Source organism: Sphingobacterium thalpophilum (genome assembly GCF_038396785.1).
GTDB lineage: Bacteria > Bacteroidota > Bacteroidia > Sphingobacteriales > Sphingobacteriaceae > Sphingobacterium > Sphingobacterium thalpophilum_A.
Map to the genome: position 1 here is coordinate 5,648,498 of NZ_CP151087.1, position 17,683 is coordinate 5,666,180.

14 protein-coding genes are annotated in these 17,683 nt (G+C 42.4%); 9 read left to right on the plus strand and 5 right to left on the minus strand.

Annotation, left to right across the window (positions count from 1 at the left end):
* Positions 1-64 precede the first annotated feature (64 nt).
* The gene (locus AACH28_RS24990) at positions 65-1,588 is read left to right on the plus strand and encodes an NAD(P)H-hydrate dehydratase (protein ID WP_341831835.1); all 1,524 of its coding nucleotides are present in this window, start codon (positions 65-67) and stop codon (positions 1,586-1,588) included.
* A complete protein-coding gene (locus AACH28_RS24995; protein ID WP_336835983.1) occupies positions 1,569-1,985 on the plus strand; it encodes a GNAT family N-acetyltransferase in 417 nt (138 codons plus the stop codon). Before AACH28_RS24990 ends, AACH28_RS24995 begins: the two co-directional genes overlap by 20 nt.
* A gap of 47 nt (positions 1,986-2,032) precedes the next feature.
* Here the strand turns inward: AACH28_RS24995 and AACH28_RS25000 are convergent, their stop codons facing one another.
* Positions 2,033-2,623, minus strand: coding sequence for a sugar O-acetyltransferase (locus AACH28_RS25000; protein ID WP_341831836.1), 591 nt, complete (start codon positions 2,621-2,623; stop codon positions 2,033-2,035).
* A gap of 361 nt (positions 2,624-2,984) precedes the next feature.
* Here AACH28_RS25000 and AACH28_RS25005 point away from each other — a divergent pair, with 361 nt between their 5' ends.
* Entirely contained in the window at positions 2,985-5,198 is a 2,214-nt protein-coding gene (locus AACH28_RS25005) for a glycosyltransferase family 4 protein (protein ID WP_341831837.1), read from the plus strand.
* On the opposite strand, the gene AACH28_RS25010 is transcribed toward AACH28_RS25005, so the two are convergent.
* A complete protein-coding gene (locus AACH28_RS25010) occupies positions 5,170-6,654 on the minus strand; it encodes a glycoside hydrolase family 130 protein (protein ID WP_341831838.1) in 1,485 nt (494 codons plus the stop codon). The two genes, AACH28_RS25005 and AACH28_RS25010, sit on opposite strands and share 29 nt — an antisense overlap.
* Positions 6,655-6,782: 128 nt before the next feature.
* Between AACH28_RS25010 and AACH28_RS25015 the strand changes: the two genes are divergently transcribed.
* Positions 6,783-8,240 (plus strand): aminoacyl-histidine dipeptidase, encoded by a 1,458-nt coding sequence (locus AACH28_RS25015; RefSeq protein ID WP_341831839.1) that lies wholly within the window; start codon positions 6,783-6,785, stop codon positions 8,238-8,240.
* Positions 8,241-8,452: 212 nt separating this feature from the next.
* Here the strand turns inward: AACH28_RS25015 and AACH28_RS25020 are convergent, their stop codons facing one another.
* Positions 8,453-9,628, minus strand: coding sequence for an IS4 family transposase (locus AACH28_RS25020; RefSeq protein WP_341831840.1), 1,176 nt, complete (start codon positions 9,626-9,628; stop codon positions 8,453-8,455).
* 167 nt (positions 9,629-9,795) lie between these two features.
* Here AACH28_RS25020 and AACH28_RS25025 point away from each other — a divergent pair, with 167 nt between their 5' ends.
* The 5 genes from AACH28_RS25025 to AACH28_RS25045 all read left to right on the plus strand — a co-directional run bounded on the left by AACH28_RS25025 (position 9,796) and on the right by AACH28_RS25045 (position 15,290).
* Positions 9,796-11,124, plus strand: a complete 1,329-nt coding sequence (locus AACH28_RS25025; RefSeq protein ID WP_341831841.1) for a gluconate:H+ symporter — start codon at positions 9,796-9,798, stop codon at positions 11,122-11,124.
* A gap of 30 nt (positions 11,125-11,154) precedes the next feature.
* Positions 11,155-11,619, plus strand: a complete 465-nt coding sequence (locus AACH28_RS25030; RefSeq protein ID WP_075993294.1) for a RidA family protein — start codon at positions 11,155-11,157, stop codon at positions 11,617-11,619.
* 10 nt (positions 11,620-11,629) lie between these two features.
* Entirely contained in the window at positions 11,630-12,739 is a 1,110-nt protein-coding gene (locus tag AACH28_RS25035) for a D-TA family PLP-dependent enzyme (protein WP_341831842.1), read from the plus strand.
* Between the two features lies 1 nt (position 12,740).
* Positions 12,741-13,835: a membrane dipeptidase gene (locus AACH28_RS25040; RefSeq protein ID WP_341831843.1), complete on the plus strand. Its 1,095-nt coding sequence runs from the start codon at positions 12,741-12,743 to the stop codon at positions 13,833-13,835.
* A 213-nt stretch (positions 13,836-14,048) separates the two neighbouring features.
* Positions 14,049-15,290, plus strand: coding sequence for an MFS transporter (locus tag AACH28_RS25045; protein WP_341831844.1), 1,242 nt, complete (start codon positions 14,049-14,051; stop codon positions 15,288-15,290).
* 96 nt (positions 15,291-15,386) lie between these two features.
* Here AACH28_RS25045 and AACH28_RS25050 read toward each other — a convergent pair whose 3' ends face one another.
* Together AACH28_RS25050 and AACH28_RS25055 are read right to left on the minus strand one after the other, a co-directional pair.
* Positions 15,387-15,731: a hypothetical protein gene (locus tag AACH28_RS25050; RefSeq protein WP_317665661.1), complete on the minus strand. Its 345-nt coding sequence runs from the start codon at positions 15,729-15,731 to the stop codon at positions 15,387-15,389.
* Between the two features lie 94 nt (positions 15,732-15,825).
* The gene (locus AACH28_RS25055; protein ID WP_341831845.1) at positions 15,826-17,607 is read right to left on the minus strand and encodes an ABC transporter ATP-binding protein; all 1,782 of its coding nucleotides are present in this window, start codon (positions 17,605-17,607) and stop codon (positions 15,826-15,828) included.
* Positions 17,608-17,683: the final 76 nt, after the last annotated feature.

The window sequence follows — 17,683 nt, forward strand, 5'->3', positions numbered from 1 at the left end:
AAAATGATACCGAAATTTTTAATTGACCTTGAGAATAGGTACTTTCAATAAAAATAGCAGCCACATGAAGATACTTTCCGCTCAGCAGATAAACAAAATTGATAGTGAAACCCTAAAGGATCAAAAAATTAGCGGTATAGACCTGATGGAACGAGCTGCAACAGTTGTTTTTGAGGAAATTAAAAAGCGTCATCCCCGATTGGAGTACAGTACCTTTTTCATCTTCTGCGGTAAAGGAAACAACGGCGGCGATGGCTTGGTGTTGGCCCGTCTGTTGGACCAACAACAGGCCCAAGTCAAGGTCTATTTAGTCGATGTGGAGGATTACTCCGCTGATAATCTTGCCAATCAAAAGCGTTTACCCAATCATATCATTCAAAAAGTTGCTGCGCAAGACCAGGTTGCTATCCCTTCCGATGCAATCGTACTGGACTGCTTGTTTGGTTATGGATTAAAGCGTGTATTGACAACTGATTGGAGCGGTATAATTTCCAGTATAAATGGATGTGGTGCAAGAATCTATTCCGTCGATATGCCTTCTGGACTACTGGCAGATAGAAAGACTGCTGTGGATGTTCCAATTGTAAATGCAGATTTGGTTTATACCTTTCAGTTTCCAAAGCTGGCCTTGCTGCTGCCCGAAAACCAATGGTATGTAAAAGACTTCAAGGTATTGGATATCGATCTTAGCCAACGAGCAATTGAAGCGGCAGAAACCAATCTTTTTTATGTCGACGAGCCGCTTGTCAGGTCCTTTTATCGGCAACGGAGGAAATTTGATCATAAGGGAACATTTGGTCATACCCTGATTATTGGCGGAAGTAAAGGTAAAATGGGGGCTGTTCAGCTTGCGTTAAAAGCGGCTCTTCGAGCGGGCTGCGGTTTAGCTTCCGCTTATGTGCCTGACGGTGGTAATACCATCTTACAGACCGCTGTGCCCGAAGCGATGGTGATAACAGATCCTGAGCAGAATTTTATTAGCCAATTCCCGGCATTCGATGGCTATCAGTCTGTGGGTATCGGAATCGGCATGGGAACAGCGCCGCATACAATTGATGCGCTAAAGGTATTTATAACCCGTGTTAATGATACCCCTTTGGTATTAGATGCTGATGCTTTAAATATTCTTGCCCGCGAACCGAATCTTTGGGCTTTCGTTCCGGCGCACAGTATATTGACTCCCCATCCCAAAGAACTTAGCCGGATATTGGGTGCTTGGCAAGATGATTTCGAAAAGATGGAGAAAGTGAAAGTTTTTGCGCGTAAACATCAGTTTTACGTGTTAATAAAAGGAGCTAATAGTGCTATGGTTATGCCCGATGGAATGGTGTACTTCAATAGTACGGGCAATGTTGGGATGGCAACAGGAGGCAGTGGCGATATCCTGACGGGGATAATTACCTCCTTGCTTGGACAGGGCTATTCTTCCAAAGGGGCCTTAATTATGGGGGTATATATCCATGGTCGCGCGGCAGATATTGCGGTAAAGACCATCGGTACCTATTCCCTGTTACCGTCGGATACCATTAGTCATCTTTCCAATGCATTTATCGAATTAGATAAGGATTATGATGGATTGGTACATTGAACAAGTCTTTGCTGCCCGGACCTGGAAACTTCGAAAAGAGGTTTTCGCTTCGGAAGGAAAGTTGGCCGAGGTGATGTTGGAGGGCGATTTTGAAGCAACACATTTTGCGGCCTACGATGGAAACGACGTGGTAGGCGTGCTGAGCCTGATTAGTTTAGGTGATACTTATACAATCCATTTCCTCGCTGTTGCTCCACATGTAAGGCTGAAAGGTGTAGGTACAGCATTATTGAAGCATGCGCGACTATTTATCCATACTTTTGCTGGTAAATATCTTCTTGCAAATGTGACCGGCGATCAGCAACATTTTTGGACAAATAATGGATTTGTTCTTTTAAAACAGCATGAAGACACCGTCACCTATTCATTATCTATAACAGATGATCCTATACATTAACTGTAAGTGGGAAGATAGATTGTTTTCCCTTGTGACCTGTGTTATCCCTATAGATTTTCAGTGTAGGTGATCCGATCCGCTTCGGTAATGTTACGTATCACCCGGCAGGGATTACCTGCAGCTACGACATCCGCTGGTATATCTTTTGTGACGACCTGTCCAGAACCAATGACCGAATTTTTTCCGATTCGCACGCCGGGGTTGACGACAACATGTCCACCGATCCATACATTATCTTCGATAACGATCGGCAAAGCAAATTCCCAACCTTGATTTCTTGCTTCAAAATGGAGGGGATGACCCGCTGTGAAGAGGCTTACATTAGGCCCAAATAATACATTCTCACCTATGGTAACCGGTGCGCCGTCTAAAATCGTACAGTTATAATTGCTGTAAAAGTTCTCACCGATCGTAATATTATATCCATAATCGCAACGAAAAGGAGGTTCGAGAAAGAATCGAGTTCCCGTCGCTTTAAACAGCTTTTGAATAATCTGTTTTCTGAATTTCAGTTGTTTAGGCTCTGAATCGTTAAATCGCTTCAGTTCTTCTTTTGCGTATTGTCTTTCCTTAAATAATTGCCCCTCCGAATCGATGTAAGGAAGGCCGGCAATCATTTTTTCCTTTGCTGATTTCATTCAATGGCCATTTTCTGAAACAAACTTAGATAAATTGATGTTTAAATACAATAGCAATCTACGCGTTAAGACGTTAGGTTTTAGGTTCTCTTATTTCGCAGAATCAGTGAAACCCTTGTTTTTTGCTAAGCATAACCAAAGCATAGCCTGTTTCCATCAAATTACTCTGTTTCCATCAACTGGACAGCTATGCCACACCAAGTTTTATAGCACCGTACGGATTTGTACAAGGTATCATTAAACCCTCTTCCGATTTAAATCATACAGTTGTGACAAACAATTTGGGGTCGAGAAGCATTTAGATAGTGGAGCACACGATGCTATTGCCTTTGTCCAGGCTATATTCAAAATTATTATTTCAATGAAGATTGCTTATATAAGTACCTACTTGCCCAAAGAATGTGGAATTGCCACTTTTACATCAGATTTGTTGCATGCTGTAGCACTGCATAATCAGGAGCTGACACAACATGTGTTTGCGGTCGCGGATCGGGACTATGTTTATCCCAGTGAGGTCGTGTTTAAAATAGACCAACATCATCAATTGTCCTATATTGAAGCCGCAAATTATATTAATGAAAACGGCTACGATTGTGTGATACTGGAGCACGAATATGGCATATTTGGCGGAAACAGTGGAACATATATATTGTCCTTGATTAACGCGTTACATATTCCCTTGCTGGTAAATTTTCACACCATTCTTGAGAAACCCAATGTTGATGAAAAGGCTATTCTTATTGAAATTGTTAAGCGAGCATCCATTGTGATCGTTATGAGCAATTATGCAATCACTTTACTCAAATCGATTTATCGGGTAAATACCTCTAAAGTGAGATTGATTCAGCACGGGGTTCTAGAGTTTACTTTGGATCATGAGCTTGCAAAACTAAAGAAGGGTCTTTCTGGAAAGAAAGTTTTATTGACTTTCGGTTTTTTGGGGCGAAACAAGGGAATTGAAATGGTGATCGAAGCTCTCCCCGAGGTCGTCAAGGATGAACCGGACCTGTTGTACCTCGTTGTTGGTAAAACGCATCCTAATGTATTGGCGCATTCCGGGGAGGAGTACCGGGAATACCTGGGCAGTCTAGTCGAAGCTTATCAGTTGCAGGAACACGTACAATTTGTGAATTCCTTTGTGAGCCAGGCCGATCTTGTGGATTATCTAAGCGCCTGCGACGTTTATGTTACACCTTATGTTAATGAGGCACAGATCACAAGTGGAACATTATCTTACGCCATCGGTGCCGGAGCTGCGGTGGTTTCCACTCCTTATTGGCATGCCAAGGAATTGCTAGCTGATGGAAGGGGTGTACTCGTAGAATTTAAAAATTCCAGCAAGATGGCCGAGGTGCTCAAAAATTTGTTTTCAAATTTGGACTATCGAACAACATTGCGGGACAATGCCAGCGCATTTGGGAAAGAGATGACCTGGAAAAATATAGGCCTCCGGTACACGCGAATTTTAAATAAAATTATTCCTACCTACGATAGCCTCAAAGAAAATGTCGGATTTAGCAAAGAGGAAATGCCTAAATTCAGCTGGAAGCATATCGACAGACTGACCAATCAGGTCGGTATCGTACAGCATGCAACCTATTCTCTCCCGAACTACAAAGAGGGCTATTGTCTTGACGATAATGCAAGAGCGCTTTTAGTTACTTTATTGGCGCAGCAAGATTTTGCCGACAAAAGGCTTGACCGTCGTATTTCGACCTACCTGAGCTATATCTATTATCATCAGCGCGAAGACGGCCTTTTTCACAATTTTATGAATTTCCAACATAGTTTCCTCGATGAAGTCGGTTCAGAAGATTCCTTTGGACGGACGATATGGGCATTGGGGCTGCTTCTTCGGGAAACAAAACTAACAAGTTATTATCAATTGGGACATGAGCTTTTCTTTCGTGCTGTTCCAAATTTTGGCAAGTTGCGTTCCAACCGGGCGATTGCATACACTGTATTGGGAATTGCGGAATATTTGCATCATCAATCCAATGACGAGCTGATGATAGAGTTGATGCGGACACTTATCGGCAAACTGGTAAAGGAATACGAGGCAAGTTCAGATGAACATTGGCAATGGTTTGAAGGGGTGCTGAGTTATGATAACGCAATTTTACCTTATGCCTTATTGATGGCTTATCCTTTTTTGAACGATGAAACAATAAAACAGTTGGGACTATCGACTTTAAAGTTTCTCGAAAGTATCACTGTCCAAAACGGTGCTCTCTCATTGGTCGGAAACCAAGAATGGGCCAAGCAAGGAAAGCATATCAGCAAGTTTGGTCAGCAGCCACTTGATGTCACGGCAATGGTATTTATGTATCGTGAAGCTTTTCGACTCACGAATAAAAAGGTCTATTTTACCCGTATGATTGCTTCCTTTCGCTGGTTTTTGGGCGAGAATGACCTTCGGCTCGCTTTGTATGACGAGGAAACCAAAGGTTGCTGTGATGGGCTCGAGTCCTATGGCATCAATAGAAACCAAGGGGCGGAGAGCACCCTTTGTTTCTATTTGGCTTATATCGTAGTTTATCGTGCTTTTATTGATAACGATCAGGATTCAAGATAGCGAGCAACAAATCTTCGAGCTTGATGGTTGCATAAGTTGATGCATAATCGGACATCGCATAAGGTAAAATCAGGTGTTCGTTGTGTACAATGGCTCCGCAGGAATAAATGACATTTGGTACATAGCCTTCTCGCTCTTCGTCATTGGGTGTCATCAGTGGGCTGTGTAGACGTCCAATTTCGACATGCGGGTTGTCCAAGTCCAAAAGCGCTGCACCTAGGACATATTCACGCATTGGTCCAACGGCATGGGTTAAAATCAGCCAGCCGTATTGTGTTTCTATCGGCGAACCGCAATTGCCAATCTGAACAAATTCATACGGATATTCCGGCTGCTGAATCCGGATTGCCGTTTCCTGCCATATATTGATTTTATTGGAGTAGGCGATGTAGTTGTTCTCACCATCAATCCGGCAGAGCATGGCATAACGTCCATTTATCTTACGTGGAAATAGTGCCGCCCCCTTATTGGCAATTTCACCATAAATAGGTTTCACTTTGAAGTGGTAAAAATCTTTTGTGGTGAGTAATTTCGGGAGGATGCTGAATCCATCGTACGCAGTGTAAGTTGCATAGTAGGTATTTTCCCCTTTTTCGTTTTTGAACTGAACAAAACGCGCATCTTCAATCCCCCTTTTTTCGGTATCGGCAATTGGAAATATCACGCGTTCTGAAATGGAAGTATCCAGTGAGAAGGTCATTTCATAATGCGAGGAAGCGAGCCAGAGCGCCTGTTGGAGAAAGGTGACATTTTCTAGATTTTCGTCACTATCCTTTCGAACTTCATCGATGTACCGTTTGAGTTCTTCGTAAGTAAATGTTTCCGTTAGTTTTTCCTCCAATTTGGACTTGACTTCCGTTGGCTCGGCATGTAGCTCATTCATCTTCTTTAAGAATGACTCCTTGTGATAACGGTGATTTTTGACTTGCATAGGTTTGTCCAATAAACTGCCGACGTAATCGATATGTATATTGTTGTCGACATCCAATGTGCCGGACCGAAAAACGATCGAAGAGACATGGCCTTCTCCTGTAGCCCTGAAACTCAAAATAACACGTTTTTCACCCCGAAATAATTCTGTTTGATCCGGATGTTCGATAATGGAAGGATTAAACAATGCCGCCGATTCTATGGAATATTCCATCGTGAAATAAGAGCCGATCAGCAGCTTGTCGATATGACTTAGCTTATCTTTTGAAAATGGAATCTTCTCCAATAGGTGGCTAACCCGGTCAAAGTTCCGTTCAAAGATATGGACAATGCTGCGATGTCTTTTCGTATAACTTCGTAAGACCTGTCCAAAAACTTCTTTTCGTTGCGCCTCGTTAAGGGATAAAATGCGTTTAATAACTTTTATCGTGCGATCATCTCCCAACGAAAAAAAACGTGCTAGCACTCTCTTTTTATCAGGTTTAAAATAAATATCCTTTCGTTCAACTTGTACTGGTTTATGCATATTAATTTGTTCATGTTTATACCCTTTATTAGAACGAACAGCGATTGGCTTTTGTTTTTATTCTAAACCAATAATCACCGAATATCTAATAAAAATGGAGTAACTTTGACCAAGGAAAAATTTTAGATATGATTGAAAATAGTTTAGAACCAAAAGCAATTTGGAAAAATTTCTCTGCATTGAATGCGGTCCCGAGAGCTTCTAAAAAAGAAGAGCGCGTGATCGCCTTTATGGTAGACTTTGGTAAATCCTTGGGTTTAGAAACAAGCGTTGATGAGATTGGCAACGTGCTCATCAAAAAATCCGCTACTCCGGGAATGGAGGACCGTAAAACGATTGTATTGCAGTCGCATTTGGATATGGTGCACCAAAAAAATAACGATACTGTTTTTGACTTCGATAATGAAGGTATTAAGATGTATGTTGATGGGGATTGGGTGAAAGCTGAGGGCACCACCTTGGGGGCAGATAATGGTCTTGGTGTTGCGACAATCATGTCGATTTTGGAATCATTCATTATTGAACACCCTGCTATTGAAGCCTTGTTTACCATTGATGAAGAGACAGGCATGACGGGAGCTTTAGGTTTAAAAGGCGGTGTGCTTTCGGGTGAAATCCTGTTGAATCTGGATACAGAGAATGATACTGAAATTGATATTGGTTGTGCTGGGGGCATTGATGTAACGGCAACGCAGTCCTACGTTGCAGAGCCTTGTCCTTTTGATACGTTATCTTTTGAAATTACCGTAAAAGGACTACATGGCGGGCATTCTGGTATGGACATTCATAAAGGTTTTGCCAATGCTAATAAAGTGATGAACCGTTTGCTCTTTGGCGCCAATGCACATTATGGATTGCGTATTGCCTCTTTGTTGGGCGGAAGTCTACGCAATGCCATTCCGAGAGAAAGTGTTGCAAAGGTGGTTATCGCGAAGGATAAAGCAACTGACTTTGTTCAGAATTTGACACAATTGGCTCAGGATATTAAATTGGAGTTTGCAACGACAGAACCAGCTATGGAAATTGTCGTAAAGCAAACTGATGCTGCTTATGCAACAGTAGTTCCAGTAAACGTGCAGGAAAACCTGATCAACAGTGTTTATGCGGCCTTAAATGGTGTGTATCGTGTGAGCGCCGATTTTGAAGACTTGGTAGAAACCTCCAATAATATTGCTAAAGTAGAAGTAGGTGGGGAAAAGGTTTCCATCAAATGTCTAACCAGATCTTCTGTTGAAACGTCTAAATTTGATTTAGCCCAATCTTTAAAAGCCGCATTTGAACTAGGTGGTTTTACTGTCAATTTTTCGGGCAATTATCCAGGATGGGCACCTAATCCGAATTCTGAAATTTTAGAAGTGCTCAAATCAATTTATACGAGACAACATGGTGAAGCTCCAGAAGTCGTCGCTTGCCATGCCGGACTTGAGTGCGGTATCCTGGGAACAAACTATCCCGAAATGGATATGATTTCTTTTGGACCTACAATCTTGGGTGCACACTCGCCTGCAGAGCGTGTCTCCATTTCTTCGGTACAGAAGTTTTGGAGTTTTGTGCTCGAAATTCTCAAAGAGATCCCTAAAAAATAAATTTTCAACAAGGGCCTATTGCTGGTTTTTTTTGACGATAGGTCATGAAAGCAAAAAGAGATAGGGCAAGGAAACAGAAAGGTATGGTGTAAGCCATACCTTTTTTATTTTCATTAATTTTTCAGGCATATGTGTCCTAAATAAATTTTAGGATTCGATTTCTGTGGTACAAGCATAGCTTTTTTCATCATTTCGATATTGACCCCTATTTTTCAATCTGCGAAGATCTTTAGCTGTCCCTTTTTTCCTTTTATAGGCGGCCTGAAAAAGGGATCATCTATCCATTGCCAGATGTTTATTTTCACGAAGATATTCATTCTGATGAATGCGACCAGATTGGACAGGTTCCAGTCATATTTGGCTTTTTTTTGTAAGTATTTTAACAGTAATATGCCAATGAGTGAAGTCCAGATCTGGATCATCACTGCATTTTCAGAAGTCCCTATGAATGTCGATACTTTTAAGCGCTGCTTTAGATGCTTGAAGAAGACTTCGATATGCCAGCGTTGTTTATAGATGTTTGCCACCAAAGAAGCCTTCCACTTCGTATTATTGGTCAAAAAGTGGTACTCATTGCCAGTGGTGCTGTCCCAAAAGTGGACTAGGCGTAGCGGCTTGCCGTTGTATTTATTGCAGGCAGCACCGGATAGCTCAATGAGCTCATCCTTAAGGATCCCCTTTTCCATGAGTGCTTCACTCTGATAGGACTTGATAACCTTGTACTTCATATTAACTTTACTCCTGGTAACGAAATAACACCCCCTGCTGTCCAAATCCCCAAGCCAGCTGTAATCCACGTAGCCACGGTCCACTACCACCACGCTTCCCTTGGAAAAACTGTAACTACCGGCTCGCTGGCTCTCATGTACTTTTCCATCGGTAATCTGCATAAAAACAGGTAGGCAGCCATCATAATCCAAGACAGTGTGCAGCTTTACGGCACCTTTGGTGCTGCGAAACTTTGCCCAGTCAAATACAGATAGACATAAGGGGATGATGCTTGCATCCATCAGATATACTTTACGCTTTAGCTGAACAAGCTCTTTGCGAAAATGGGTGTCCTTTTGCCAAAGCCTATCCAAAACAGAATAGTAAAGATCTTTGAAAAGTTCATGGGTACGGTGTGTGTTGATATAGGATATATTAGACTTACTTGGAGCTCTTACTACACCTAAGTGGTTCAGGTTACCAGTGGTACTGCGTAGGCCGTTACTAATATCACGAACCGAATCTGCCGAGGAAAAATGACAGAAAAGCATACTGACTAGATGCGTCCAGCTGTTGATCCCTTTCTGGTGTTTATCACTTTTGTGCTTTGCAACCAAATCCCTGAATAATTCACGGTCGATAAGAGATAAAATCTGACTAAAAACATTTAAATTTATCATGGCGGTGTGTTATAATTTTGCAATTTAAATATAGCAACTTTGCTATATCCAAACACCGCCACTTTTTAAACGTTTAGGAGGCAAGTGACTTTCAGGATGAAAAAATGATTTAATAGACCAAATTTTATACAAGCTCTCAAATTGAGGGAAAACCTAATAGTGATATAATGACTATACTCCTCATTGTAATCAGCATTTGTTTGCTTATCCTTTGCATAACTTATTTTAAGATCAATGCCTTTCTCGCTTTTTTAGTTGTTTCCTTACTCAGCGGACTTTGTTTGGGTATTCCACCGGCACAGTTGGTGGGTACAGTTGAAAAAGGTGTTGCAGGCGTCATGGGAAGCCTAACTTTAATTATTGTTTTGGGCGCAATGTTGGGGAAAATTGTTGCTGAAAGTGGGGCCGCTGAGATAATTGCTGAGCAAATGGTCCGCCTGATGGGAGAGCGATACCTGCAGTGGGGGCTTATGTTGACGGGTTTTATCGTTGGAATACCGCTATTTTATGGAATCGGATTTGTCTTATTAGTCCCCTTGATATTTTCGATTTCCTACCGCTATAAGTTGCCGACAGTATATATTGGATTACCGATGCTGGCTGCCCTGTCTGTGACACATGGCTTTATTCCGCCGCATCCTTCCCCGGTTGCATTAGTTGCCCTGTTTCGCGCTGATATGGGACTGACACTTATCTATGGTCTTTTGATCGCCATACCCGCTATTATTTTGGGTGGGCCAATTTTTGGAAGAAGCCTCAAAAATATACGGGCAAGTCAGGAATCAATTTTCCGCGAGAAAGATCACTCGGAATCAGCGCAGTATCTGCGCCCCACAGTGGCGGTGAGTTTGGTTGTAGCCTTGCTGCCGGTATTGCTCATTGTCTTATTTACATTGCTTCCTTATTGCTATCATACAAGCAATATAGCGCTGCAGCAGGGAGTTAAATTTATCGGCAACCCCACCGTTGTTATGGTTATTGCGGTCAGTGTAGCAACCTATTTATTAGGATTGAAATTGGGGCGATCGATGGCCAATGTGATGAAAATCTATGAATTTGCAGTGAAAGATATTGCCATGATCCTACTGATTATTGCTGGCTCGGGAATCTTTAAACAGGTGATGGAGGATAGTGGTGTGAGTCTATTATTGGCCAATACCCTGCAGCAGCTGTCGATTTCACCGCTACTATTGGCTTGGTTAATTACAGCTGTTATCAGAGGTTGTGTCGGCTCGGCCACAGTAGCCGCTTTAACGGCGGCTGGTGTGTTGCTACCGATTGTTACAGGGGGTAAAGTGGATCCCAACCTTATGGTGTTGGCGATAGGAGCCGGCAGTTTGATGTTTTCCCATGTTAATGATGCCGGATTTTGGCTATTTAAAGAGTACTTTGGACTTAGCATAAAGGATACCTTATTTTCCTGGTCCATCATGGAGGCGATTGTTTCCATTGTTGGGCTGCTTGCTGTTTTACTATTGCAATTAATTTTATATTAGCTATTATTTTAAACTTTAAAATCGTTAAAGATGTACAACGCAGATGAACAATTCGAAAAATTAGGTTTGACATTACCACCAGCACCGGCACCTAAAGGTGTCTATAAACCATACGTCATTGACGGCAAGTACCTGTATCTTTCTGGTCATGGTCCTGTACAAGATGATGCTGCATTAATTATCGGTCGAATTGGAAGTGATATCAGTCCTGAAGAAGGCAAACTTGCGGCGAGACAAGTTGGTCTAACCATGTTGTCGACCATTAAAACCAACTTGGGCTCATTGAACAAAATCAAGCGTGTGATCAAGGTATTGGGTATGGTCAACTGTACCTCGGATTTTCTTTATCATCCAGGCGTAATTAACGGCTGTAGTGAGCTATTCGCTGCGGTTTGGGGAGAAGAGAATGGTATTGGAACACGTAGTGCAGTTGGATTTGGTTCTTTGCCCGATAATATTCCCGTAGAAATCGAAGCATTATTTGAGTTATACTAATCGGAATTGTATGGAAACTTGGTGCCATATACATGATGTCGATCAGGTCGATTCGCCAGCTTTACTGGTCTACCCTGATCGCATTGTCAAGAACATAGATCGCGCTTTACATATTGTGCATGGGCGGGCTGATCGATTGCGGCCGCATATCAAAACGAACAAGTGTCGGGAAGTATGCCAACTGATGATGATGGATAGGGGGATTACAAAGTTTAAGTGTGCAACCATTGCAGAAGCTGAACTATTGGGTGTTATCGGTGCAAAAGATGTTTTGCTGGCATACCAGCCCGTAGGGCCAAAGATAGATCGTTTTTTGAATCTTGTAACCGCCTTTCCGGAGACACATTTTGCATGTCTTGTGGATCATGTCGATGCAGCACAGGAGATTTCAAAGCGTAGTCTGTCGAAAGGCTTACGCAGCGCTGTTTATCTCGATGTTAATATTGGCATGGGCCGTACAGGAGTATCTTTAGAAGGGATTGAGCGTCTCGTTATGGATATCCATCTTTTGGAAGGTATTCAGTTGGTAGGTGTGCATGGTTATGACGGTCATATTCATGACAAGGATTATAAACTTCGCGAAAAGCAATCCCAACATTCATATGGTATACTCGAAACCGCCTACCTTATGGCGCAGGTGTCCACCTCTAAACCGTTGACTAAAGTTATTGGCGGTTCGCCAAGTTTCCCTTTTCATGCCGAACGCAGCGATGTAGAATGCAGTCCCGGAACGTTTGTGTTTTGGGATTTTGGCTATGCCGAAAATTACGCGGAACAGGATTTTATGCTTGCGGCGGTACTTCTGACGCGTGTCGTCTCGATTGTTGATCACAAGCACCTTTGTTTGGATCTGGGGTATAAATCAGTTGCATGTGAATCGCCGCAACCCCGCGTCAAGTTTTTCGATCCGCGTATTGGCGAAATAAAAATGCAGAGTGAAGAACACTTGGTAGTTGAAGTTTCCAATACTGCACAATTTAATATCGGCGATGCCCTTTATGCCGTGCCAAGGCACATCTGCCCAACAGTAGCTTGTTATGGCGAACTTCAAGTTGTCAATGAACGGCAGGTAGATCAAATTTGGACTGTTTATGCGCGAAATAAAAAAATAAATTATTGATATGTACGAATTTGAAATGCCATTTTTGGTCGATGCACATTTGGATTTGAGTATGAACGCCATAGAATGGAATCGGGATCTTCGATTGTCGATTACCGAACTGAACCGTAGGGAAAAGGGGATGGATGACAAGCCCGATCGGGCTAAGGCAACCGTCACTTTTGACGAATTGCGTCGTGGTCATATTGGTTTGGTTGTTGCTACACAAATCGCCCGTTTCGTAAAACCCGAGAGCTCTTTACCAGGCTGGTACTCACCGGAACAGGCATGGGCACAAACACAGGGGCAGCTTGCATGGTATAAAGCAATGGAAGCCGATGGACAAATGAAAATGATCTGTACAAAAACTGATTTGGACCAGCATTTGGCGCTTTGGTCGGATGGCAGCGATCATGCCGATAAGCCAATCGGATATCTGCTGAGTCTGGAAGGTGCCGATTCCATTGTAGATATCAGCTATCTCGAAACAGCCTATAACTATGGTTTAAGAGCGATTGGGCCAGCACATTACGGACCGGGGCGATATGCCAATGGAACAGACTCGTCGGGTAAGCTTAATGAGCAGGGAATAAGGTTATTGGAAGAAATGGAGCGATTGGGGATGATATTGGACGCGACACATCTGAATGATGATGCTTTTTGGGATGCTGTCCAACGCTATCAGGGTGCGATTTGGGCCAGCCATAATAACTGTCGCAAGTTTGTGGACCATAACAGGCAGTTCAGTGATGAAATGATCAAGGCTCTTGTAAAGAAAAAAGCAGTGATCGGGGTAGCGCTCGATGCTTGGATGATGGTACCGAATTGGGTACGAGGTGTATCCGATCCTAAAACAAGCAATTGCTCCATGGATATCATGGCCAACAATATTGATCATATTTGTCAATTGGCAGGAAATGTCGATCATGTTGGCGTGGGGAGCGACTTAGACGGCGCATTTGGCCGTGAGCAGTGTCCTTATGATCTGGAAACGATTGCTGATATCCAAAAACTATTTGGCATCCTGTCAAAAAGGGGGTATAATAACACCGATCTTGAAAAGATTGCCAGCAAGAACTGGCTTAATTTTATGCGAAATGCATTGCCCGAATCATAAGAATAAAATAGAGCTCTATTTGAGCTTGTATAGAGCAATGACAACCGAAGACAATAGCCTGTTTAAGCGATGGTCACTCGAGGACAACGAGCGCGTTATTTCAGCAATCGTGTCGCTCGCTGTCGTTGTGTGTATCAATAACATAAGGCTTCTACGTGGTCATTGAAACCGATGAAATAAATCAAAACAAACACCTCCAACACGAATTAATCGATGAAACCAGTATTACGCGTCCAATTGTCCCTGATGATGTTTTTAGAATATTTTATCAAAGGGGCCTGGTTTGTTACTTTGGGAACATACCTTATTAAATCGCTCAATGCCTCGGGTATGGAGGTCGCGAATATTTTTGCAACACAATCCCTTGGTGCTGTATTTGCTCCTTTTTTTGTGGGTTTTGTCGCCGACAGATACTTTAATGCCGAGCGGGTACTTTCAGCATTACATCTCATTGGAGCTGGACTACTTTACGGGATGTCGCAGGCACCGGATGCGACACATTTTTATCCCTATGTATTTGTCTATTTTATGGCTTACATGTCTTCGCTATCCTTATCCAATGGAATCGCATTCCGGCATATTGAAGACGCGAAGAAGTATTTTCCGGGGGTACGCGTGTGGGGGACGATCGGTTGGATCTGTTCGGGACTTGTGATCAGTTATTTGTTCCGTTGGGATGCGCCCGAATCGATACAGGCAGGTGCCCTGCATAATACCTTTATTATGGGCGCGGTTTGTTCGTTATTATTGGCGGTCTTCAGTCTAGCATTGCCAAAAACACCACCACAGGTGAAGCTTAGAGATGAAAAGTTTGATTTTGGAAAGGCAATTGGTTTGGATGCATTGAAGCTTTTAAAACAGCGGAGTTTTCTGATTTTTTTTGTAACAGCAATTGTCATCTGTATTCCCATTTCGTTCTATTATCAAAATGCGAACCCATTTTTGGTCAACGCCGGAATACCGAACCCCACAGCAAAAATGGCATTGGGGCAATTTTCCGAAGCCATCTGCTTGTTGTTGATTCCATTTTTCTTTAGACGCTTGGGGTATAAAAAGATGATTTTACTGGGCATTGCGGCCTGGGCACTTCGCTATTTGTTTTTTGCCTACGGCGACGGACAGGAACGGTCATTCTTATTGCTATCCGGAATTTTATTGCATGGCATCTGCTATGATTTTATGTTCGTAGTGGGGCAGATCTATACCGATCGAATTGCTGGTGAAAAATACAAGGCTTCTGCACAGGGGCTTATTACCATCGCGATGTATGGTGTAGGGATGCTGATCGGATTTTGGGTTGCCGGTGCTGTTTCAGATTACCTGAAAACAGCTTATGCTGCTCAATTTTGGGAATATCTTTGGTTTATTCCGGCAGGTATTTCTGGTTTTTGTCTTTTGCTATTTGCCCTGTTTTTTAAAGAGGAGAAAACGATGCCGGATATGAAAGCCAGTTAAAGATGCGCTATGTTCAATTAAAGGCAGAACGTCCGTAAAAAACGATAACATGGAGCATCTATGATGGGAAGGTGCTCCATGTCTTTAAAATGCCTATTAGATCATATTGAACCATTCCTGGTATTTTTCACCAATGAAGGGGAGTGGTTTCCGCTCTCCGGAAAATGCGGACATTAATCCTAGTATAAGAGCAATAAGTAGGAGCAATCCAACAATACTAATGGCGATTCCGCCAATACCCGGAATAAAACGTAACAATCCCAAAGCCATTCCTGTTACTGAAATGCCTATACTTTGTCGGATATGGAATTGCGCTAAAGCAGTCTTTTCCTTGTTGTTCATGATGATGGCTGCAACAAGGCCGATGATGGTTAAGTAAGAAATAATAGCAATTGTTTTTCCGTCATTTGACGTAGCCTTCTGAATAGGGGTTCTCTCCATGATCCTTTATTGTAAAATGTTTGACTTAAATATTTAAGACAAATTTAGGAGAGATATCCCTTCTATCCTTTAGCTGAATTCAGGGATATTTTATTTATCCTTCGACACTTTCCAGTAATTGCTTTTCATGGAGTTCAAAATATTCACCTCTTTTCTCCATCAATTCAGCATGTGTACCCTGTTCTACAATTTCGCCTTGATCCATCACCAATATATGGTCTGCATTCTTGATCGTCGAGATGCGATGGGCAATAAAAATACAGGTCTTGCCTTTCATGATGCGGCTTAGCGAACGGAGAATTGTTTCTTCTGTTTTTGTATCCACGGCGGAAAGACAGTCATCAAAAATCAATACTTTGGGTTCCTTAATTAAAGCGCGTGCGATGGATACCCGTTGTTTTTGTCCACCGGAGAGGGTAACACCACGTTCCCCAACGGCAGTTTCAAATCCATCTTCAAAAGCTATAATATTGTCGTATACAGCGGCATCTTTGGCGGCCTGTTCCACTTGTTCCTGTGTAAAGTGGTCTAAACCAAAGCCTATATTATTGGCAATGGTATCTGAAAATAGGAAAACATCTTGTGGGACAAATCCAACTTGTTGGCGCAAGCTTTTGAAATCAAGGTTTTTAATTTCTAGACTATCATAATGAATACTTCCTTTGTCGATATCATACATCCGAAGGAGTAAGTTGGCCAGCGTTGATTTTCCGGAGCCTGTTTTTCCGATAATAGCAAGTGTTTTGCCGATCGGAATTTGGAACGATATATTTTTAATCGCCTGAATACCTGTTTCGGGATAGGTAAAGGAGATTCCATCAACCCTGATCTCACCCGCGAGTTCTTTGGTAGCTGTTCCGTTAACAATAGGAGATTCCGTTTGAAGGAATTCGTTGATGCGTTTTTGTGAGGCCGCAGCACGTTGTACCAATGAGGTAACCCAAGCCAAAGACATGGCCGGGAAAGTCAACTGGTTGACATAGATGATAAACTCAGCGATGTTTCCGGCAGTTACTGTTCCTTTGGCAACTTCAATTCCACCGATATAAATGGTGATTACCGTACTGAGCCCAATAAGCAATAGAATAAGCGGAAAGAAAACAGCCTGTACTTTGACGAGATCAAGAGCCGTGTTGCGGTAAATGGTACTTTCCTTCTCAAATTCCTGCATTTTATTTTGTTCTCTGGTATAGGTCTTGATGACGCGGATACCTGCAAAAGTTTCCTGCACGAAAGAAGAAAGCTTCGCCAGTTGTTTCTGTATTTTTAAGCTACGCTTGTTAATAATCTTGTTGACAAATAAAATAATAACCGATAGGACCGGTATTGGTGCCAATGCATAAGTAGCCAAGCGTCCATTGACGCTATACATCGCATAGATGACCATGATCGATAAAACTACCGTATTGATCGCATACATGATGGCGGGGCCTAAGTAGTTACGTACCTGATTGACATCTTCGGTGGCTCGGCTCATGAGATCTCCGGTATTGTTCTTCCGAAAGAAACCGAAGTTTAAATCTTGGTAGTGATTATAGATCTCATTTTTGAGGTCGTATTCAATATAACGCGAGGTTAAAATAATCGTCTGACGCATAAAGAATAAAAATATGCCCCTCAAGAGCGACAGTAGGAGGACGACGAAACCAAAAAACAGGAGGCTGGTGCCAAATACCTTGTAGATGAGTTCCTGTCTGTCGAAACCATCAAATAGACGGTATAGATAGATGTTTTCCTGTACCAAATCAAATGCTTCGCGAATTACCTTTGCCGGCAATACCCCGAAATAGTTGGAGATGATAACAAAAATAACCCCTGGAACCAGTTTCCAGCGGTATTTATAAAAGTACTTATTTAAGTAGGCGAGATCCTTCATATTACGAATACAAAAGTAGGACTAATTCATCAAAATGCTTTACGATTTGAGTGAATTTACTGTCATTCGGAAATCA

Bases quoted from the DNA above. Each gene is read 5' to 3' on its own strand.
- AACH28_RS24990 (WP_341831835.1), top strand. From the start codon at position 65: ATGAAGATACTTTCCGCTCAGCAGATAAACAAAATTGATAGTGAAACC.
- AACH28_RS24995 (WP_336835983.1), top strand. From the start codon at position 1,569: ATGATGGATTGGTACATTGAACAAGTCTTTGCTGCCCGGACCTGGAAA.
- AACH28_RS25000 (WP_341831836.1), bottom strand. From the start codon at position 2,623: ATGAAATCAGCAAAGGAAAAAATGATTGCCGGCCTTCCTTACATCGAT.
- AACH28_RS25005 (WP_341831837.1), top strand. From the start codon at position 2,985: ATGAAGATTGCTTATATAAGTACCTACTTGCCCAAAGAATGTGGAATT.
- AACH28_RS25010 (WP_341831838.1), bottom strand. From the start codon at position 6,654: ATGCATAAACCAGTACAAGTTGAACGAAAGGATATTTATTTTAAACCT.
- AACH28_RS25015 (WP_341831839.1), top strand. From the start codon at position 6,783: ATGATTGAAAATAGTTTAGAACCAAAAGCAATTTGGAAAAATTTCTCT.
- AACH28_RS25020 (WP_341831840.1), bottom strand. From the start codon at position 9,628: ATGATAAATTTAAATGTTTTTAGTCAGATTTTATCTCTTATCGACCGT.
- AACH28_RS25025 (WP_341831841.1), top strand. From the start codon at position 9,796: ATGACTATACTCCTCATTGTAATCAGCATTTGTTTGCTTATCCTTTGC.
- AACH28_RS25030 (WP_075993294.1), top strand. From the start codon at position 11,155: ATGTACAACGCAGATGAACAATTCGAAAAATTAGGTTTGACATTACCA.
- AACH28_RS25035 (WP_341831842.1), top strand. From the start codon at position 11,630: ATGGAAACTTGGTGCCATATACATGATGTCGATCAGGTCGATTCGCCA.
- AACH28_RS25040 (WP_341831843.1), top strand. From the start codon at position 12,741: ATGTACGAATTTGAAATGCCATTTTTGGTCGATGCACATTTGGATTTG.
- AACH28_RS25045 (WP_341831844.1), top strand. From the start codon at position 14,049: ATGAAACCAGTATTACGCGTCCAATTGTCCCTGATGATGTTTTTAGAA.
- AACH28_RS25050 (WP_317665661.1), bottom strand. From the start codon at position 15,731: ATGGAGAGAACCCCTATTCAGAAGGCTACGTCAAATGACGGAAAAACA.
- AACH28_RS25055 (WP_341831845.1), bottom strand. From the start codon at position 17,607: ATGAAGGATCTCGCCTACTTAAATAAGTACTTTTATAAATACCGCTGG.